Genomic DNA, 20,154 nt, shown 5'->3' on the forward strand with positions numbered 1-20,154 from the left:
CGCAATGACCCTTCCCCCGCTGCGCCGGCCGAGGTCGGCGGACCTGACGGCGACGTTCGCCGGGTTCCCGCTGCCGAGCGGGCTCGAGCTGCCGCCGTACCGCCGCCGGGAGCTGTTCCTGCTCGGTTACGCCGGCGTGCTGGCGACGGGCGCGTTGGCCGCGCTGATGCTGGCCCACGACGGGACGATCGGCTTCCAGGTCTTCACCTACGGTCTCGGCTTCTTCTCGCTGTGGGCGCTGGGGCACCTGGCCGTCCGCCGGTTCGCGCCGGCGGCCGACCCGGTGCTGCTCCCGGTGGTGGCGGCGCTCAACGGGATCGGCCTGGTCATGATCTACCGGCTGGACCTGGCGAAGGCCGACAGCGCCCGGCGCGCCGGCAACCCGATCCCGACCGGCGCCGCGCAGACCCAGCTCGTCTGGACCCTGCTGGCGATCGTCGTGTTCGTAATGGTTCTGGCGGTCGTGCGCGATCATCGGGCGCTGTCCCGCTACGCCTACACGCTGGGCCTGGCAGGCCTGGTCTTCCTGGTCCTGCCGATCGCGCCCGGCATCGGGGCCACCATCAACGGGGCCCGGCTGTGGCTGCAGGTCGGGCCGTTCTCGTTCCAGCCCAGCGAGGTCTCGAAGATCGCCCTGATGATCTTCTTCGCCGCCTACCTGGAGAACAAGCGGGACGTCCTCTCCCTGGCGTCGCGGTCCTTCCTCGGCATGAAGATCCCGCGGGCACGTGACCTCGGGCCGGTGCTCGTGGCGTGGCTGGCCAGCCTGGGCGTCCTGGTGGTGCAGAAGGACCTCGGCTCGTCCCTGCTGTTCTTCGGGATGTTCCTGGTCATCCTGTACGTGGCGACCCAGCGCGTGTCGTGGGTCGCGATCGGCCTGGGCCTGTTCATGCTCGGCGCCGTGGTGGCGCACAGCCTGTTCAGCCACGTCCAGGTCCGCGTCGACGGCTGGCTGCACGCCTTCGACGGCAACAACCCGTCCAGCACGTCGTTCCAGCTGGTCCAGGGCCTCTACGGGTTCGCCGCGGGCGGGCTGACCGGCACCGGGATCGGCCAGGGCAGCCCGCAGCGGGTTCCGTTCGCCAACACCGACTTCGTCATGGCCAGCCTGGGCGAGGAGTTCGGGCTGACCGGCGTGATGGCGATCCTGCTGCTGTACGCGCTCGTGGCGGCCCGCGGCATCCGGGCGGCGCTCGGAGCCAAGGACCCGTTCGGCAAGCTGCTGGCGACCGGCCTCTCCGCGACCGTCGCGCTGCAGGTGTTCGTGCAGGTCGGAGGCGTCATGCGGCTCATCCCGCTGACCGGCCTGACGCTTCCGTTCGTCTCCTACGGCGGTTCGTCCATCGTCGCGAACGCCGCCATCATCGCGCTGCTGCTGCGGATCAGCGACGCCGCGCGGCGCCTGGAGGAGCCCGTCCCGGACGCCCCGCTGTTCGACCCGAACGCCGTGGCGGAGAGTCCCACCCAGGTGGTGAAGACCACGTGAACACCCCGGTTCGCAAGGTCGCCCTCGCCTGCATGGTGCTGTTCGCCGCGCTGCTGGTGAACGCCAACTGGATCCAGGTGGGCCAGGTGGACCGGCTCAAGACCGAGCCGACGAACGCCCGCCAGATCACCGAGCGCCTCGAGCGCCAGCGCGGCGGGATCATCGCCGGCGAGACCGTGCTGGCCACGTCCGTCCCGGTCGACGACGAGTACAAGTTCCAGCGGCAGTACCCGAACGGGCAGCTCTATGCCAACCTGACCGGCTACTACACGCTGTTCACGGCCTCGGGCCTCGAGCGCTCCGAGGACGTCTTCCTCTCCGGCGACGACGACCGGCTGCTGGCGAGCCGGGTCACCGACCTGTTCACCGGGGAGGAGCGGCGCGGCGGCACGGTCGTGACGACCATCGACCCGCACGTCCAGCAGGCGGCCATGGACGCGCTCGACGGGCGCCGGGGCGCCGTCGTCGCGCTCGACCCGTCCACCGGGGCGATCCTGGCGATGGTCACGACCCCGTCGTTCGACCCGAACACGCTCGCGACCCATGACGAGTCGGCGGCGACCGACGCCTACCAGCAGCTGTCCACCAACAGCGACCAGCCGCTGCTCAACCGCGCCGCGCAGCAGACCTATCCGCCCGGCTCGACCTTCAAGCTGATCACCGCCGCGGCGGCGCTCGCGCACGGTACCGAGCCGGAGACCCGGGTCGCCGCACCGGATGAGCTCACCCTCCCGCAGAGCACCACAGTGCTACCCAACTTCGGGGGGGAACGCTGTGGGGACGGCCGGACCGATACCCTGACCCACGCATTGACCATCTCCTGCAACACAGCGTTCGCCCAGCTCGGGATCGATCTGGGCGACGACGTCCTCCGTGCCCAGGCGGAGGCGTTCGGTTTCAACTCGACGATCGAGGACTTCCCGCTCCAGCAGGCCCGCAGCGTCTTCCCGTCCGACCTCGACGGCGCGCAGACCGCGCAGTCGGCGATCGGCCAGTTCGACGTCCGGGTCACCCCGTTGCAGATGGCGGAGGTGGTGGCGGCGATCGGCAACGGGGGTGTCCGGATGAAGCCCTATCTCGTCTCCGAACTGCGCGGGCCGGATCTCAAGCGGCTCGACCACACCGAACCGACCGAACTGAACAAGCCCGTCTCACCCGAGGTCGCCGCCAAGCTCACGACGATGATGGAAAGTGTCGTGACGTCGGGCAGCGGCCGCAGGGCCCAGATCGACGGAGTGGACGTCGCCGGCAAGACGGGCACCGCCGAGCACGGCACCGGCGAGCCACCGCACACCTGGTTCGTCGGCTTCGCTCCCGCCAGTGCCCCGAAGGTCGCGGTGGCGGTGATCGTCGAGGATGGCGGCGGCGAGTTCGCCACCGGCGGCGCCGTCGCAGCACCCGTTGCCAAGGAAGTCATGCAGGCCGCATTGGACACGCAACGATGAGCACATCCGCCAACAGCCCGTCGCCGTCGCAGCCGTTCGCCGGCGCCGCCTCCCCCAACACCGTGCTCGACAACCGCTACCGCCTGGACGGCCGCATCGCGACCGGTGGGATGGGCGAGGTCTGGCGTGGCCTCGACCAGACGCTCGGCCGTCCCGTCGCGGTGAAGCTGCTGCGCCCCGAGTACGCCAGTGACGAGTCGTTCCTGGTGCGCTTCCGCGGCGAGGCCCGGCACGCTGCGCGGCTGTCCCACCCCGGTGTGGCCTCCGTGTACGACTACGGCGAGGTCTCCACCGCCGACGACTACCCGACCGCCTACCTGGTGATGGAGCTGGTGGAGGGCGAGCCGCTCTCCGCGCTGCTGCACCGGGAGAAGCGGCTGAGCCCCGACCGGATGCTCGACATCCTCGGCCAGTCCGCCGACGCGCTGCAGGCGGCGCACGCCCTCGGCGTCGTCCACCGCGACGTCAAGCCCGGCAACCTGCTGCTCCGGACCGACGGAGCGGTGAAGGTGACCGACTTCGGCATCGCGCGCGCGGTCGACGCGGCCCCGCTGACCGCGACCGGGATCATGATGGGGACGGCGTACTACGTCTCCCCCGAGCAGGCGTCCGGGCGCCCGGTGACCCCCGCGAGCGACGTGTACTCGCTCGGCGTGGTTGCCTACGAGTGCCTGGCCGGGCGGCGGCCGTTCGACGACCGCAACCCCATCGTCGTCGTCATGGCCCACCAGCAGGACACGCCACCACCGCTTCCGTCGGACATCCCGTACCAGGTCAGGGCCCTGGTCGAGTCGGCGATGTCGAAGGACGCCTCGCGCCGGCCGAGCTCGGCGGGCGCGTTCGCCCGCTCGGCGGCCAGCATCCGGCGCAGCCTGTGGAACTCCGACGCCGGGCGGTGGAGCGGCACCCCGGGTGCCGGGGACGCCACCGCGCGCCATCCCGCGCCACCCGCGCCACCGCACCTGGGGCCGGTGCCCCCGCGGGCGCCGACCGCCCCGCGCACGCCGTCGTGGAACCGCTCCGGCGGCGCGTCCTGGACCCAGCAACCTCCACCGGCGGACCCGACCGCCGCGGCACCCGGCATGCCGGCCACCGCCCTGCAGCCCTCCCCGGGGCAGGGCGGCTCCGGGCCGGGCGCCGGGCGCGGCGGCGGCCCGGGACGGCTCTACGGGCCGGGCGACTACTCGTCCGACCCCCGCAACCCGTCCGACTACCGCAATCCCTCCGACTACCGCAACGACTATCCGCCCGGCGGCGAGCACGGCCCGGGGTGGCACGGCGGCCGGGACGACGGCGGGCACCGGGACGGCAGCGGGCACCGGGACGGCGGGCCCGGCGATCCGGCCAACACGCTTTACCAGCCGTCGCCGTCCTGGTCGGACCCGCCGGGCGACGGGCCGGGTGGCCGGGTCGCGCACCGCCGGCCGGGCGCCGCGGCCCAGCGCCGGCGGCTCCCGCTGCCGGTACTCATCGCGCTGCTGATCCTCACCGTGTTGGTGGTAGCAGTGATCACTCGCACCGTCGCCGAGGCGGGCGGCTCCAAGGACGGGGCAGCCGCCACGTCGAATGTGCTATATCTCACACCCGCGGAGGGTGAGATCGTCGGCCCGGCCGGCGAGGCGGCTGGCACGGTGGTGGCCGGCGCTGCAGAGCCGACGACGGGTGACAACCTGTGACGGATGTAACTGACAGGTACGAAGCTCAACCGAGACTGGTCGGTGAGCGCTACGAGCTCGGTGGCTGCATCGGCTACGGCGGCATGGCCGAGGTCTACCGGGGCCGCGACATCCGGCTGGGCCGCGAGGTAGCGGTCAAGACGCTGCGCGCCGACCTCGCCCGCGACCCGACCTTCCTGGCCCGGTTCCGCCGGGAGGCGCAGTCCTCGGCCTCACTGAACCATCCCGCGATCGTCTCGGTGTACGACACCGGCGAGGACGTCATCAACGGGACCCAGCTCCCGTACATCGTCATGGAGTTCATCGAGGGCCAGACCCTGCGGGACGTCCTGCAGGCGCAGGGCGCCCTCGACGAACGGCACGCCATGCAGGTCACCGCGGAGGTCTGCGCGGCGCTGGACTACAGCCACCGGATGGGCATCATCCACCGCGACATCAAGCCCGCGAACGTGATGCTGGCCTCCGACGGCTCGGCCAAGGTGATGGACTTCGGCATCGCCCGCGCCACCACCGCCACGACGTCGAACATGACCGCGACGTCCGCCGTGATCGGCACGGCGCAGTATCTCTCCCCCGAGCAGGCCCGCGGCGCCCGGGTGGACACCCGCAGCGACGTCTACTCCACCGGCGTGCTGCTCTACGAGCTGCTGACCGGCGAGCCGCCGTTCCGCGGCGACAACCCGGTCGCCGTCGCCTACCAGCACGTGCGGGAGATCCCGCCGCCGCCGTCGAGCCACGACTCCCGGATCTCCCCCGAGGCCGACGCGGTCGTCCTGAAGGCGATGGAGAAGGACCCCGACGACCGGTACGCCACCGCCGGCGAGATGCGTGACGACCTCGAGCGCGCGCTGAGCGGGCACCGCGTCCACGCCATGATGATGGGCGCGGGCGACGAGACGATGCTCGGCGGTGCGGGAGCGGGCACGGCCGGCACGGCGCTGCTCGGCCGCTCCCGCGGCGGCTACGACGACCGGTACGAGGGCGGCGGCTACCAGGGCCGCTACGACGACGGCTACGACGAGCCGGGCGGGTACGACGACGGCTACGGCGAGCAGACCCGCGTGCGCGGCGAGCCCTACGACCGCTACGACCAGACCGGCCCCGTCGACCGCTACGGCAACGCCGGCCCCCCCGGTCACCGCGCCGGCGACGACCGGGACCGCGAGGGCTCGTCGACCTGGAAGTTCGTCCTCGCCGGGCTCGGCGCGGTCGTCGTCTTCGTGGTGGTCGCGCTGCTCGCCTCCTCGCTGCTCGGCGGCGGGGGCGGCGGTGACGACACGGCCGCGGCCGAGATCACCATCCCGTCCGGGCTGAAGGGCCAGCCCTACGACGCCGTCGTGGGCCGGTTGCAGAGCGAGGGCTTCACCGGGCGCTTCGACAAGCAGACCCAGGAGAGCACGGACGTCGCCCCGAACTCTGTGCTGGAGATCTCCCCGGGCGAGGGCCAGACCATCGCGGCGGACGGCACGATCTCCATCACGGTGGCGATCGCGCCGGGCCAGGTGACCGTCCCGCAGGGCCTCGCCGGCATGACCCAGCAGGCGGCGACGGACGCGCTGACCGCCCTCGGGCTGCAGGCGTCGCCGATGCAGTACTACGAGGCGGCGAACCAGGGCGTGGGCAAGGTCGAGAAGACCGAGCCCGAGGCCGGGCGCCCGGTCGACTCCGGTAGCTCGGTCACGATCTGGGTGGTCAGCTCGACGGTCAACGTGCCCAACGTGACAGGCAAGGCAGCGCAGGCGGCCATCTCCGAGCTGCAGCGGTACGGCCTCACCGCCGTCCAGGAGACCGTCGTCAACAACGCCCAGCAGCCAGGCACTGTCACTGACCAGAGCCCGTCCGGCGGCGCCGTCAACCGCGGCTCGAAGGTGAAGATCTTCATCGCGGCGGAGAACCAGCAGCCGACCACCCCGCCGGCGACCGCCACCACGGCGCCGCCGACCGATACTCCACCGGTCATCATCGATCCGACGACCCCACCGGCGACGACCCCGCCGGCGACCACCACGCCGCCGACCGGCGGCGGGACGCCGACGAACGGCCAGCAGCCCGGTGCCGCCGGGCCCCTGCGGGGAGCGCTGAACCGATAGCGCTCCTCTGAGTAACGGCTGATCCCCCGCCCGCCCAGCCCGCCGCGAGGGCGGGTGGGGCCGGCGGAAAGGATCAGGCGAAGGCGGCCAGGCGGAGGGTCTCGACCTCAGCCGCCAGGGCGGGGGCGAGCCGCATGGCCGCGCCGCCGTCGCCGCAGATCTCCAGCCAGCGGGCGAGCATCAGGTGCCCGCCCTGGGTCAGCACCGACTCGGGGTGGAACTGGACACCCTCCAGCGGCAGCTCGCGGTGCCGCATCGCCATGACCACCCCGCTGTCGGTGCGCGCGGTCACCTCGATCTCCGCCGGCAGCGTGCTCTCCTCGACCGCCAGCGAGTGGTAGCGGGTGGCGGTGAACGGCGAGGGCAGATCCGCGAGCACGCCGACGCCCTCGTGGTGGACCACCGAGGTCTTGCCGTGCAGCAGCTCGGGCGCCCGGTCGACCGTGGCCCCGTGGGCGACACCGAGTGCCTGGTGGCCCAGGCACACGCCGAACAGCGGCAGCCGCCGCGCCGCGCAGGCCCGCACCATCGCGATGCTGACCCCGGCCGCCTCGGGGGTGCCCGGCCCCGGCGAGAGCAGGACGCCGTCGGCCCCCAGCTCGTCGAGGTCGCCCGGCTCGACCTCGTCGTTGCGGCGCACCACGCACTCGGTGTCGAGCTGGCCCAGGTACTGCACCAGGTTGAACACGAACGAGTCGTAGTTGTCGACGACCAGGATCCGCATCGGGCCTCCCCGGAGCACGGCACCCGGTGAGGTCATCCGCCTGGGCGGGGAGCCGGACACCGGGCGCGGCGCGCCCTCGGGTGCTGGCTCCATCCTGCCTGACCCCACGGGACAACCGAAACGATCACTCGATCAGATGATCACTGGCCGCCGGGCGCCGACGGGGTACCGGACGCGGGCCGGGCCACCGCCCCGGGCCCCGCCAGCAGACTCCCGGCGTACGCGGGCAGGACGACGTCCGTGCCGGACGTCACCTGGTACCCCAGACCATAGGCGTCGACGTACTCCCGGTAGAGCAGGACGCCGGGGTCGGTGTCCAACGCGGCCTGCAGCACGTCGGGGTCACCGATCGCGCTGATCCGGAACGGGGGTGAGTACACCTGCCCCTCCAGCAGCAGCGTGTTCCCCACGCACCGCACGGCCGTCCGCGGGGTCACCCGGTGATCCATGATGGCCATGGCCTCGGCGCCACCGGCCCACAGCGCGTTCACGACCGCCTGGACGTCCTGCTGGTGCACGACGAGGTCGTTCGGGCCGGGCGGGGGGACGCCGGGGGGCAGCGACCGGCCCCGGCTCTCCCGCGGCGCGTCGTCCAGCTCGACCGTGACCGCCGGCCCGCGCATCGCGGTGAGCCCCACCTGGGCCGCGAGCGCGGCACGACGGTCGAGCGGATCATCCACCGCCGGCTTGGGAAGTGTGGGCGTCGTGGCCGGCGCGGCCGGGACCGCCGACGATGCCGGGTTCGCCGCCAGCGCCTCGCGCTCGGTCTGGAGCCGGTCAAGTTCCGCGTCCACCCGGCGGCGGTCCTGGGCGACCAGCCCGGCGACGCTGACGACCCCGGCGCCCCCGACGCGCCCGCCCGCCGATGGCCGCACGGCCGCCGCGGTGAGCAGCGCGGCGCAGGCCACGACCAGGCCGACCAGCGCGATCCGCCAGGCCGTGGCCCGCCGCCGCGCCGCCGGCGTGGGCGCCGGCTCTTCTGTCTCGTCCGTCTCGTCCGTCGTGCTTCCGGCCTTCCGTGCCGGGCCACCGCCGGGCAAGGCCCGGGTGCCGCGATCGTCCCCCGCCGCAGGGTACGCCGCGGACCACGCTCCGCTGCCAGGGCGGTCACTCGCGGCGCGCCGGGGCGCGGCGGGAGCGCCCGTCACCACGTCCGTGGCGGTGCACTGTCTACGCTGGTGGTGAACATTTGGACGGTGCCGGCCCGGCGGCCTGGTCGGCGCACCGTGAGAACCTGGTCACGAGGAGCCCGCAGTGCCCGAATCCCGACGCCGGAAGCCGAAGAAGACCACGGTGGCGGCCCCGCAGACCAGCACGCGCGCACCGAAGCGCAAGCCGCCGTCACCGCCATGGTTCGGCGGCATGATCCTGGCGTTCTTCCTGATCGGCATCGCCTACCTGCTCGTGTACTACTTCTCGAACGGCGGCGTGCTGGGGATGGAGAGCCTCGGCGGCTGGAACATCCTGATCGGCTTCGGTTTTGTCGTCGTGGGCCTCGCCGTGTCCACCCAGTGGCGCTGACCGCCCGGTTCCAGGCAGCGCCCGGGGTTCCTGGCGGACCGGTCCGCCAGGAACCCTGACACAGGCGCGACTTGCACAGCTGTCATTCATCCACAACCGTTGTCCACAATGTGGATATCGGGGTTCTGACCCCCCATCCGGGTGGTTGTGTGCCCGGTGCCCGGTCCCGCGCGCCGGAGCCGGGCGGCGCCTCAGCACCCCGGCGGCTAGGAGCGGGTGAAGGACTCCCCGGACTCGGCCCGGATCACGTACATGACCGCGTTGATCAGCGCCAGGTGGGTGAATGCCTGCGGAAAGTTGCCCAGGTGCCGACCGTCGGCCGGATCGATCTCCTCGGCGTAGAGGTCCAGCGGGCTGGCCAGGCTCAGCAGCCGCTCGCACAGCTGCCGGGCCCGGGTGAGCTCACCGATCTCCACCAGCGCGGAGACGAGCCAGAACGAGCAGATGAGGAAGGCGCCCTCCTCGCCCTCGACCCCGTCGTCGGTCTCGTCCGTCCGGTAGCGCAGCACCAGGCCGTCCACCGTCAGCTCGTCGGCGATGGCGAGCACGGTCGCCTTCACCCGGTCGTCCGTCGACGGCAGGAAACCCAGCAGCGGCATCAGGAGCACCGAGGCGTCCAGCGACGTCGAGCCGTAGTACTGGGTGAAGACACCGCGGTGGTCGACGCCGTTCGCGAGCACGTCGGCGTGGATCTCGTCGGCGATGTCGTCCCAGCGGCCCGCGGTTCGCAGGTCACCGCGCATCTGCGCGAGGCGGCGCCCCCGGTCCAGCGCGACCCAGCAGAACATCTTCGACGAGGTGAAATGCCGCGGCTCTCCCCGGACCTCCCACATGCCGCGGTCCGTCTCCCGCCAGTGCGCGGCCGCCGCCTCCACCAGCCGGACCAGCACCGGCCACAGCCGCTCCGAGAGATAGTCCCGCGACCGGGTGTGCAGGTAGACCGAGTCGAGAACGGCCCCCCACACGTCATGCTGGCGCTGCTTCGCCGCCTCGTTACCGACCCGCACCGGGACGGCGCCGTCATAGCCGGACAGATGCCCGAGAATCTCCTCGTCGATCTTCGGCTCGCCACCGACCCGGTACATCACCTGGATGTCGTCGGCGTGCTCGGCGACGTCCGCGATGAAGGAGAAGAAGTCGTTGGCCTCGTAGTCGAGCCCGAGGGTGTACAGGCCCCACAGGGCGAACGTGGAGTCCCGGATCCAGCTGTAGCGGTAGTCCCAGTTGCGCTCGCCCTGCGGCGTCTCCGGCAGCGAGGTGGTCGCGGCGGCGAGCAGCGCCCCGGTCGGGGCGTAGGTGAGGCCCTTGAGCGCCAGTGCGCTGCGCTGCAGGTGCCGGCGCCACGGATGGTCGGGGAACCGCCCACGTGAAAGCCACTGCCGCCAGAACTCGGTGGTGCTGTCGACGGCGGCGCAGGCCTGCGGATAGTTGCCGGGCAGCAGCGGGTCCTCGGCCCGCCAGGTCATCGCCACGAACGCGGTGTCGCCCTCCCGCAACGTCGTCCGGGCCAGCGCGCGGCGGCCGTCGAACCCGAGCCGCAGGTCGGTGCGCAGCCGCAGCGCGACGCCCGCTGCCGGGTCGCCGGCCGGGGAGTCGTGGGTGATGATCCCGGTCGAGTAGTCCTCATCCTCGTACCGCCAGGACGCCGGGCTGCGGCCGTAGTCGAAGTTGGGCTCGCAGACGAGGCTGAGGTCGACGTCGCCGTGCTCGCAGCGGGCCAGCCGGAGCAGCACGTGGTCGGCGTCCCAGTCGCCCGGGGTGCGCCGGTGCGTCTTGGAGCGCCGGTGCGTCCGGTGCCAGCGGCCCACGACCAGGCAGTCGGTGACGATCAGCCAGCCCGTGGGCGTCTGCCAGGTCGTCTCAAGGACGTTCGTGCCGGGCAGGTACCGCCGGCCGGCCGGAATGAAGGTCCGGTCCGGGCCGAAGCGGAACCCGCCGGCCGAGCGGTCGAGGACGGCACCGAACACGCTCGGCGCGTCCGGGCGTGGCACGCACATCCACTCGACGTTGCCGCTGGGCGCCACGAGGCAGTTCGTCTCGCAGTCGGAGAGGAACCCGTACTCGGCGATCGGTGGGAACGGGCTGCCCCCGCCACGCCGCGTCGGTGTGTGCGCCACCGCTCCCCCTTCACCCGCGCCGCCCGCGCGGCGCCGTCGCGTGCGACCGGACGCCGTCACCGACGGATCAGGGCAACCGTGCCGCTACTTTAAGTAAAGTTAAGAACGCGAATGGTAGCCGTCGGGCCGTGGTGCGCAAGCCCCCCTGCCGGGGAGTCGCCAAGGCGACAGTCAAGGTGACACCCGGCCGCGATGGTCGACGAAGGCCTCCTCCGCGACCCAACCGGCGAACCGGTCCGGCCCCAGCGCCGCCAGCGCGCCCGCGGTCTGCGAGGCGTGCGCCCGCAACGCGGCGACCTTGCGTTCCAGCAGCCGTCCAGCCAGGTTCAGCCGTACCGCGAGCGCGCCTGGCGGGACGACCGGGCCGTCGTCGCCGTCAAGGTCCGCGCCATCCACCGCGATGCCGAGGAGTTCGTCGACGTCCCTCGTCCGCTCACGGTGGTCGGTCGACGCGGCCGCGTACAGCAGGCGGGCGCCGTCCGGGGCCGCCCGCGCGAACGCGGTGGTGGTCCAGGCCGAGACGGCGCGGTGGTCCGGATGGCCGGTGAACCCGTCCGGCCCGAACGTCACGACGACCGCCGGACGGAGCTCACGGATGATGCCCGCGATCCGCTCCACCGGGCCGGCCGGGCCCGGCGGGCCGGCCGGGCCCGCCGCGGCGGCCTGGGCGACCTGGGCGCAGCCGCCGTCGGGGAGTCCGAGCAGAACCTGCTCGCGCACCCCGAGGACGTCCAGCGCCTCGGCCAGCTCGGCCACCCGCAGCCGGTCGAGGGTCAGCCCCGGGGGCGAGCCGGGCGGGACCAGCCCGCCCAGCTCGCCGCGGGTGGCGGTGACGCAGACGACCCTGGCGCCGAGATGCGCGGCGGTGGCCATCAGCGCCCCGGAGAGGTAGGTCTCGTCGTCCGGGTGCGCCCAGACGCCGAGCAACGGTCCCGGGGACGGCGCCCCCGCCGGTGCGGTCGCCGGGGGTGCCGCCGCGGCGCGGCCCGCGGTGAGGAGGTCGAGGACCACCGCCGCCACCTCGGGATCGACCGGAGCGGCGGCCTCCGTCGCGGCCGGCCCGGAGGTCACGACCGGGCCGGAGGTCACGACCGGGCCTCGACGACGATGTTCACCATGGTCTCGGCGGCCACCCGGACGGAGCCGAACCCCGCCGCCGTGAGGACCTCGCGCAGCCGCGCCGGCCCGGCCATGCCGCCGAGCGCGTCCGTGGCGTCGCCGTCGCCGTCGTGGTCGTGGCCGCCGACGTGGTCGTGGCCGTGGCCGTGCTGGGACAGCGCGTCCGGCAGGCACACCAGGGTGGAGGCGGCGTAGAAGGTCAGCCCGACGACGTCGGTGTTCTCCTGCACGCTGTCCCCCGCGCGCGGCTCGACCAGCATCAGCGTGCCGCCCGGCGCCATCGCCCGGCGGCACGCCGCGGCGGCCGCCACCGCGTCCCGGACGTGGTGGAAGGAGTCGAAGAAGCAGACGAGGTCGTACCCGTTGCCGATGTCGCCGGTTACCGGGGCGACCGAGAACGTCGTCCAGTCGGCCACCCGGGCGCGGTTGGCGGCCGTCCGCGCGGCATGGATCGACTCGGGGTGCGGGTCGACGCCGTGGAAGGTGGACATCGGGAACGCCTCCGCCATGAGCAGCGTCGAGGTGCCGTGGCCGCAGCCCACGTCGAGGACCTTCGCGCCGGCACGCAGCCGCTCGACGACCCCGTCCAGCGCGGGCAGCCACTCGCTCACCAGGCTGGCGCGGTAGAGCGGACCGAAGAACCGGTCGACACCGCTGTAAAGCCGCGGGTCGTGGGTCCCCCAGCCGATGCCGCCGCCGGTGCGGAACGCCTCGACCAGCCGGTCCGCGGCCGCGTAGAAGCCCATGAGCGACTCGTAGCCGCCGGCCGAGGCCACCGGCGAGTTCGGGTCCGCGAGCACGGCGGCCCATTCCGCGGGCAGGTGGAACCGCCCGCTCGCCGGGTCATGGCGCAGGTTGCCCGCGGCGAACTGGGACGCGAGCCACTCGCGCAGGTACCGCTCGGCGAGACCGGTCGCCGCCGCGAGCTCCGTGCTGGTGACCGGGCCGGCGGCCGCGAGGGCCGCCCACAGCCCGAGCCGATCGCCGAGCCAGCCCAGCGCGCCCACGGTGGCGACCGCCTGGTCCTGGGCGATCTTGTAGGTGAACCGCTCGACCTCCGCGAGGTCCAGGCCCGCGGGCGTACCAGCCTCGGCGACCGCCGCTCCAGCCGTCTCGGGGGCACTCCCGGGGACGGTCCCGTCGGTGGTCCCGGGCGTTGCCTCTCGGCTCGTCTCGCCGGCCGTCGTCTCGATGGTCGTGCTCGTCATGGTCGTGCTCGTCATGGCTGCCTCCTCGCTGTGTCGGATGCCCGGCGAGGTGTCAGGCACCCGTCCGGACGATCCCGGTGATGAACACCTCTGAGACTGCGGTCACGGACTTGAATGGGACCTGCACGCGGGATGCGCGACGGTCCCGGCGGATGCACGGCCACCGAACGGCGGATGCACGGCCGTCCCGGGGGGCGGAAACGTCCCGGTGGGCGGAAATCGAGGGATTCGGGGGGCGACAACGTGGACGACGCGGACACGGGCGTGGAGATCGACGTGCTCGGCCCGATGCGGCTGCGTGTCGACGGCGCCGAGGTGGACGTCCCCGGTGCACGGCGGCGGGCGTTGCTGGCCATGTTGGCGATGTCGCGGGCGCGGGTCGTCGGGGCCGGCACGCTGATCGACGCGGTCTGGGGCGCCGACCCGCCCGCCTCGGCGGACGGCACGCTGCACAGCCATCTCTCCCGCGTCCGGGGCCATCTGGGGCCGCGGGCCGGCCGTCTCATCCGGGACGGCGCCGGATACCGCCTGGTCCTGGGCGCGGACGCGCTCGACGCCACCCGTGCCGAGGCGTTCGCCGCCCAGGCCCGCGCGCTGCGCCCCACCGACCCGGCCGCCGCGGTGGACCGGCTACGGCAGGCCCTCGATCTGTGGCGCGGTGACGCCCTGGCGGAGTTCGGCTCCGCCGGTCCGCTCGGCGCCGAGGCGGCCCGGCTCACCCGGCTGCGGCAGACGCTCGTGGACGGCCTGCTCGACGCCCGACTGGCCTGCGGCCCGGCTGGCGCGGTGATCGGAGATGCCGAGCAGGCGGCCACCGCCGACCCGTTACGCGAGTCGGCGCTGCTGCTGCTGGTCCGCGCGCTGGCCCTGGACGGCCGGGCACCCGAGGCCCTCGCGGCGGCCCGTGACTTCCGCCGCCGGCTCGCCGACCAGACGGGCCTGGAGGCGTCGCCGGCGCTGGCCGACCTCGAACGCGCGGTCGCCCGCGGCGACCTCGCCGGCCCCGTCCCAGGCGCCGTCCAGCCCGGCCCACCAGTCACGGCAGGCCAGCCGGTCACGGCCAGACCGGCAGTAACGGCAGGCCAGCCGGTCACGGCCAGACCGGCAGTGACCGCGGTCACGACACCGGCACGGCGGCCGGATGACCCGGACGGCCGCGGTGCCGGGCCGGCCAGGGCGCGCGTCCCGCGCTCGCCCACCCCGCTGCTGGGCCGCGCGGAGGAACTGGACCGGCTCGCGGAGCTGCTGCACCCCGACCGCTGCGTCACCGTCGTCGGCCCCGGCGGAGTGGGAAAGACCCGGCTGATGCTGGACCTGGTGCACCACGCCGCCCCGCGATGGCCGGACGGAGCCACCCTCGTCGAGCTGGCGCCCGTCCGGGACGAGGCGACCGTGCCGTTCGCGCTGGCCCAGGCCCTCGAGGTCACGACCAGAGGGGACCTGCTCCGCGCGGTCATCGACTATCTGGCGACCCGCCGGCAGATCCTGGTGATCGACAACTGCGAGCACCTCCTGGACGCCGTCCGCGACCTGGTGGGCGAGCTGCTCCGCTGGGTACCCAACCTCACGGTGCTCGCGACCAGTCGCGCTCCGCTGGGAACGTCCGGGGAATGGGTGTTCCGCCTCGGGCCGCTGCCGCTGCCCGCCCCGGACACCGATCCCGCGGGCGCCGCCGCCGTTCGGCTGTTCCTCGACCGGGCACGCCAGGCACGGGGCGGCCGGGATCTGCCCGCGACGGCCCTCGAGGACGCCGCGGCGATCTGCCGACGCCTGGACGGGCTGCCGCTGGCCATCGAGCTCGCCGCGAGCCGGCTGACGGCGCTGAGCCCGGCCGACCTGCGCGCGCGGATGGACGCCGGGCTCGACCTCGGGCGAGGCCGGCGACCGCCCGTCGACGACGACCGCCATCACACCCTGCGCGGCACGATCGCCTGGTCCTACCGGCTACTCGACGCCCAGGCCCAGCGTCTCTTCCGCCACCTGGCGGCGGTTCCCGGCCTGTTCGACCTCTCGATCGCGGAGGCCGTCGCCGACGCCGTCACCTGCTCCGAGGATCCCGAGCCGGCGGAGGATCCGATCGCCGCCCTCAGCACACTTGTCGACGCGTCGATGGTGGAAACGGTCACCGACCCGGCCCATCCCGATGACGGCACCGCGTTCCGCATGCTGGACAGCATCCGCGCGTTCGGCCTGGAGGCCGCTCGGGCCGCCGGGGAGCTCGAGACCGCCCAGATCCTGATCGCGGCGTGGGCCCGCGAGTTCACCCGGTCGGCGGCGGGCGGCCTGCATGGTCCGGACGGGCCGCGCTGGGGCCGGCGGATCCTGACCGCGCTGCCCGTGCTGCGTGCCTGCCGCGAGCGGATGCTGAAACACGGCGACCTGGCCGGGGCGGCCCGGATCAGCATCGATCTCGGGGAGTTCGCGGCCTGGCACAACAACGCCGAGCTGTGGGCCTGGGCCCTGGAGACCGCGGACGACCCCGGCCTCGCCGAGCTGCCCGAGGCCCCGCTGCTGTACGCCGCGGCCAGCCACGCGGCCTGGCGGGCCGGCAGTCTCGGGAAGGCCCGCGAGCTGGCCGACCGGGCCCTCGCCACCGCCGTGGACGACGCCGGTGTCGCGACCGCCCGGTACGCGCTGGGCGTGACCGACCTCTTCGCGGGCGAGTTCGCCTCATCGATCGACCACCTCGTCGCGGCGGCCGCGCTCGACGCCGACCTGGCCGCCAACGAGATGGCCGTCGCGGCGTTGGCCGCGGCCTACGGCGGCGATGCCGACCGGGCGGACGCGCTGGTCACGCGGGCACGTCAGCTCGTCGGCACGTCGGGAGGGCCGATCATCTGGTCGTTCGTCGAGTACGTCCAGGCCGAGATCCACATCCACGACGATCCCGTTACGGCGCGCCGGCACGCCGAGCGTGCCCTGGCCGCGGCCCGCGCCGGCGGCGTCACCTTCGCGGTCGGGATCTCGCTGGTCACCCTCGCCTCGTCCGCGGTGCGGACGGGTGACCTGGCGACCGCGACCGCCCACTACCCGGAGGTGATCCGGCTGTGGCTGCGCACCGGTAGCTGGCCGCAGCAGTGGACCACGCTGCGCAACGTGGCGGACCTGTTCGGCCGGTTGGGGCGGGACGCCGAGGCGCTGCTGCTCTCAACGGCCGCCGACGCGGACCCGGACTCCTCCGCCGTGGTCGGAGCGGATGCCGAGCGGGTCCACAACCTGGTTGAGCAGCTGCGGGACAGGCTCGGCGTGGACGCGGTCGCGGCGATCCGGCGGCAGGCCGCCCAGCTGACCCGGCTGGAGGTCGTGGACCGCGCCCTGACCACGCTCGCCGAGCTGGAGCACCAGGGGGCCGGGACGCCCGCGCCACCTGTGGTTGGGTGAGGCGGGTGAGCACGCCCCCGGTCGACCTCTCCTGGTCGCCGCCGCTCTGGCGGTGCGTGGCCTACGCCGCGGGCGGCGCGGTGCTGCTCGTTGTGGCCGCCGTCGAGGACCTCGCCTGGCGGGTCGCCTCCCTCGACGGCGCGGGACGGCTGCTGGTCGGCCTGGTCGGGCTGGGCCTGGTGGCGCTCGCGATCAACGACGCGGTGTCCCGGCCGACGCTGCGGCTCGGCCCCGGCGGGATCGACTACATGGAGGGCCTGCGGCGCCGGCACCTGCCGTGGGCCGCGGTGATCGGCGCGCGGTCAGGCACCCTCACCCACGGACGGCGCCTCGTTCACCTACGAACCCTGGAGATCGAGACCATCGACGGGCCCGTGCTGCTCAGCCGCCGCGCACTGGGCACCGACCCGGAGCGGGTGGCCGAGGCCGTCGAGGAACTCCGCCTCCGCCTGGGCTGACTCCCGACGGCGGCAGGGGGCCGCTAGGCGAAGGCGGTGGTCAGGTCCGCGCTCTTGATGACGGCCGCCGCGAAGAGCAGGCCGACAAGCGCCAGCACCCCGGCCGCCTGCACGACCGTTCGGCGCGGCGGGACGTAGGCGTAGAGCAGGCCGACGAGCACCCCGGCCGCCAGCCCCCCGACGTGGCCCCAGCGGTCGATGAAGGACAGCGTGAACGTGAGCGCGAAGTTGATCCCGATCAGGATCAGGATCTGCGTCGTGTCGGCGCGCAGCCGCCGGGCGATCACGTAGTACGCGCCGAAAAAACCGAAGATCGCGGTGGACGCCCCGACCGAGTTCACGGACACACCGTTCACCAGGTAGCTCAGGGTGTTCCCACCGACGGCGCAGGCGACGAACAGGGCCACCAGGCGGAGCCGCCCGAGAATCGCCTCGAGCTGGTAGCCGAGCACGAACAACGCATACAGGTTCACCAGGACGTGCAGGTAGTTGACGTGCAGGAAGGCGGCGGTGAGGAGCCGGTAGTACTGGTCGTCCCACGCGAGAGACACGCCGTACAGGCGGAAGTCGGCGCTGAACTGGTTCAGGGAGCCGGAGTCGCGCGCCAGCCCGGGCAGGCCCTGCAGGACGAACGCGACGAGGCACAGGCTGATCAGAACCTGGGTGACCAGCCCGCGGCGACCGGCTCCCGGCCGGCCACCGAAGTCCGTCCGCGGCTCTCGGCGCCGCTCGGGGCGCCCGCCACCGCCGGCGCCGGACTCCTCCGGGCAGTGGAAGCCCACAGCCGCCGGGCGCATGCAGTCCGGGCAGATGGGACGCCCGCACCGCTGGCAGGTGACGTACGTCTCCCGCTCGGGATGCCGATAGCAGTGGGGCAGGCTCGGCGCTCCCGCCGGCGGTGGGGTCCACCCGGCGTGGCCGGCGGGCGGGCCGGTCTCCGGCCGCCATCCGACCTGCTCGTGCGGCGGGCCGCCCGACGCAGGGCCGCCGTTGGGAGGGCCGCCGTTGGGAGGGCCGCCGGCGGGCGGCGGCTCGCCTGCGGCGGGCAGGGGGGACGCGGGACGCGGGATCTCGGCTTCGCCGGCACTACCGGCCCCACCGGAACCCCCGGGCGCATCAGAAGAGCCTTCCGGCGCACGGGTCGGATCACCCGCTGGCGAGTCCGTCACCGCCGGACCCGCCGCGCCGGGCACCTGCGATCATCCCGGTCGGTCGCGCGCGCCGCCCCTGCCCTCATGATCGACGCTTCAGGCCGGGCGGCGTTCGACGACGATCTCCTGAACCACCACGTCGGTCTTGGGGCGGTCCTGAGCGCCGGTCGGCGTCTTACCGATCTTGTCGACGACGTCCGTCCCCCGGGTGACCTCGCCGAAGATCGTGTGCTTGCGGTTCAGCCAGTCGGTGGCCGCCGTGGTGATGAAGAACTGGGAGCCGTTCGTGCCCGGGCCCGCGTTCGCCATCGCGAGCAGGTACGGACGGTCGAACCGCAGGTCGGGGTGGAACTCGTCGGCGAACTGGTAGCCGGGGCCGCCCCGGCCGCTGCCGAGCGGGTCGCCGCCCTGGATCATGAAGTTCGGGATCACCCGGTGGAAGATCGTCCCGCTGTACAGCGGCACACCGGTCTTCTTCTCGCCGGTCGCGGGGTCGGTCCACTCCCGGGACCCGGTCGCGAGCCCGACGAAGTTCTTGACCGTCTTCGGCGCGTGATCCGGGAACAACCTGATCTCGATGTCGCCCTGAGTCGTGCGCACCGTCGCGTACAGCTCCTCGGCCATGGGGCCTCTCTTCTCTCCGTCTTTTCGGCACGTACGGCGTGTCCTGGCCCCGATCGTATGCCGCACCTCCGACCGGAACCTGGCGCGCCGCCCGCGGCCGGCTCCCGGACATCCCGACAGGCACGCCGGACGCCGCCCCGGACCCCGGGCCGTACCCGAGCGGCACCACGGTCCGCACCCACACGGGACCACCGGTAACCGTCGGTACCCGGGACAGCACAGGGCATGTGTCACAAGGGTAGGTGACACGACCCGACGTCCCGCCGCGTTGTTAGGAGCCACCGAACGGGGTACGGGACACTGCACAGATCTTGACGGCGCGTATCAACACACGCCGGTGGAGCCGTGGCCGGCCGCCGGGCGCGATCCGGCACCAGGATCGCGACAGGCCACGACGCAATAAGCGAAGGGATGCCATGAGCACGACACTCAAGGACAGGCTCGCGCACGTGACGGACGCCGCGCCGGTGAGCGGGCTCCCTGGCGCGGCGAAGAACGCGGCGGATCGCGCCGGCGCGGCGGCGTCGAAAGCCGCGTTGAAGGCCGGCAGCACCGCGGGCTCGGCGGCGCACGCCACCCGTGACGCCAGCAGCACACTCGTGCACCGGGTCTCCGACGTCTCCGGCGCCGGGGGGACGGCCGCGGGCAAGGCTGCCGGCAAGGCCGCGGGGCTCGCCGTCGGCAAGGCGTCGGCGGTGTCGGGCCGGACGGCCCGGCGGATCGAGAAGGCCCGCTCCAGCGCGGAGCTGTCGGCCGAGCGGGCGCGGATGGCGACCGAGCTCCGGTTGGAGAAGTCGCGGTCGCGCAAGGCCGTCCGCTCCGAGTCGAAGGCCCGCCAGCGGGCCGACCGCGCTCAGGAGCTACTGGAGAAGCGACTGGAGAAGGCCGAGGTGAAGCTCGCCCGGGTGCACCGCCGCCGGCGGCGCGGAGTCGTGACGCTGTTCCTCATCGGCGTCGGCGCGGCCGCCGCCGTCGCGGCGCGCCGCTACCTGGCCAGCGCCGACACCGAGACGATCACGGCCGAGCCGGTCACCCCGCTGCGCTCCGACCTCGCCGACGGCGTGAGCCCGGAGGTCACCTCCGGGCTCGAGGAGATGCCCGGCGTCGACACCATGACCGAGGCTGGCCGGCGCACCTGACCGGCGCGTGGTGCC

15 protein-coding genes are annotated in these 20,154 nt (G+C 73.5%); 8 read left to right on the forward strand and 7 right to left on the reverse strand.

Annotation, left to right across the window (positions count from 1 at the left end):
* Positions 1–4: 4 nt before the first annotated feature.
* Genes E0504_RS27640 through pknB form a run of 4 tightly spaced genes read left to right on the forward strand, consistent with a single transcriptional unit; the run spans position 5 to position 6,697 of the window.
* Positions 5–1,486, forward strand: coding sequence for an FtsW/RodA/SpoVE family cell cycle protein (locus tag E0504_RS27640; RefSeq protein ID WP_112108762.1), 1,482 nt, complete (start codon positions 5–7; stop codon positions 1,484–1,486).
* Positions 1,483–2,931: a penicillin-binding protein 2 gene (locus E0504_RS27645; RefSeq protein WP_112108763.1), complete on the forward strand. Its 1,449-nt coding sequence runs from the start codon at positions 1,483–1,485 to the stop codon at positions 2,929–2,931. Before E0504_RS27640 ends, E0504_RS27645 begins: the two co-directional genes overlap by 4 nt.
* Positions 2,928–4,607 (forward strand): serine/threonine-protein kinase, encoded by a 1,680-nt coding sequence (locus tag E0504_RS27650; RefSeq protein ID WP_131626088.1) that lies wholly within the window; start codon positions 2,928–2,930, stop codon positions 4,605–4,607. Before E0504_RS27645 ends, E0504_RS27650 begins: the two co-directional genes overlap by 4 nt.
* Positions 4,604–6,697, forward strand: coding sequence for a Stk1 family PASTA domain-containing Ser/Thr kinase (gene pknB, locus E0504_RS27655; protein ID WP_112108765.1), 2,094 nt, complete (start codon positions 4,604–4,606; stop codon positions 6,695–6,697). Before E0504_RS27650 ends, pknB begins: the two co-directional genes overlap by 4 nt.
* 73 nt (positions 6,698–6,770) lie before the next feature.
* On the opposite strand, the gene E0504_RS27660 is transcribed toward pknB, so the two are convergent.
* Both E0504_RS27660 and E0504_RS27665 read right to left on the reverse strand, forming a co-directional pair.
* Entirely contained in the window at positions 6,771–7,421 is a 651-nt protein-coding gene (locus E0504_RS27660; protein WP_071064030.1) for an aminodeoxychorismate/anthranilate synthase component II, read from the reverse strand.
* Between the two features lie 140 nt (positions 7,422–7,561).
* On the reverse strand, positions 7,562–8,569 hold the full coding sequence (locus tag E0504_RS27665; protein WP_373693942.1) for a DUF881 domain-containing protein: 1,008 nt from the start codon (positions 8,567–8,569) through the stop codon (positions 7,562–7,564).
* Between the two features lie 106 nt (positions 8,570–8,675).
* Here E0504_RS27665 and E0504_RS27670 point away from each other — a divergent pair, with 106 nt between their 5' ends.
* Positions 8,676–8,942: a cell division protein CrgA gene (locus tag E0504_RS27670; RefSeq protein WP_112107966.1), complete on the forward strand. Its 267-nt coding sequence runs from the start codon at positions 8,676–8,678 to the stop codon at positions 8,940–8,942.
* Between the two features lie 206 nt (positions 8,943–9,148).
* Here the strand turns inward: E0504_RS27670 and E0504_RS27675 are convergent, their stop codons facing one another.
* The 3 genes from E0504_RS27675 to E0504_RS27685 form a co-directional block, all read right to left on the reverse strand.
* Positions 9,149–11,059 carry a glycoside hydrolase family 15 protein gene (locus E0504_RS27675; RefSeq protein ID WP_071063985.1) on the reverse strand — a complete coding sequence of 637 codons (1,911 nt, stop codon included), beginning with the start codon at positions 11,057–11,059 and terminating at the stop codon, positions 9,149–9,151.
* Between the two features lie 171 nt (positions 11,060–11,230).
* Positions 11,231–12,148, reverse strand: coding sequence for a PIG-L deacetylase family protein (locus tag E0504_RS27680; protein ID WP_131626089.1), 918 nt, complete (start codon positions 12,146–12,148; stop codon positions 11,231–11,233).
* On the reverse strand, positions 12,145–13,401 hold the full coding sequence (locus tag E0504_RS27685; RefSeq protein ID WP_243657641.1) for a class I SAM-dependent methyltransferase: 1,257 nt from the start codon (positions 13,399–13,401) through the stop codon (positions 12,145–12,147). The genes E0504_RS27680 and E0504_RS27685 overlap by 4 nt, the downstream gene beginning before the upstream one ends.
* Before the next feature lie 228 nt (positions 13,402–13,629).
* Here E0504_RS27685 and E0504_RS27690 point away from each other — a divergent pair, with 228 nt between their 5' ends.
* Complete coding sequence (locus tag E0504_RS27690) at positions 13,630–16,767, forward strand: BTAD domain-containing putative transcriptional regulator (RefSeq protein WP_131626091.1); 3,138 nt, start codon at positions 13,630–13,632, stop codon at positions 16,765–16,767.
* A gap of 5 nt (positions 16,768–16,772) precedes the next feature.
* Positions 16,773–17,225: a PH domain-containing protein gene (locus E0504_RS27695; protein WP_112107962.1), complete on the forward strand. Its 453-nt coding sequence runs from the start codon at positions 16,773–16,775 to the stop codon at positions 17,223–17,225.
* Between the two features lie 23 nt (positions 17,226–17,248).
* Here the strand turns inward: E0504_RS27695 and E0504_RS27700 are convergent, their stop codons facing one another.
* Complete coding sequence (locus tag E0504_RS27700) at positions 17,249–18,394, reverse strand: rhomboid family intramembrane serine protease (RefSeq protein ID WP_131626092.1); 1,146 nt, start codon at positions 18,392–18,394, stop codon at positions 17,249–17,251.
* A 78-nt stretch (positions 18,395–18,472) separates the two neighbouring features.
* Positions 18,473–19,000, reverse strand: coding sequence for a peptidylprolyl isomerase (locus tag E0504_RS27705; protein WP_071063993.1), 528 nt, complete (start codon positions 18,998–19,000; stop codon positions 18,473–18,475).
* Positions 19,001–19,416: 416 nt separating this feature from the next.
* Between E0504_RS27705 and E0504_RS27710 the strand changes: the two genes are divergently transcribed.
* Positions 19,417–20,139 (forward strand): hypothetical protein, encoded by a 723-nt coding sequence (locus tag E0504_RS27710; protein WP_071063995.1) that lies wholly within the window; start codon positions 19,417–19,419, stop codon positions 20,137–20,139.
* The last annotated feature ends 15 nt before the right edge of the window (positions 20,140–20,154 follow it).

Source organism: Parafrankia sp. BMG5.11, assembly GCF_004337455.1.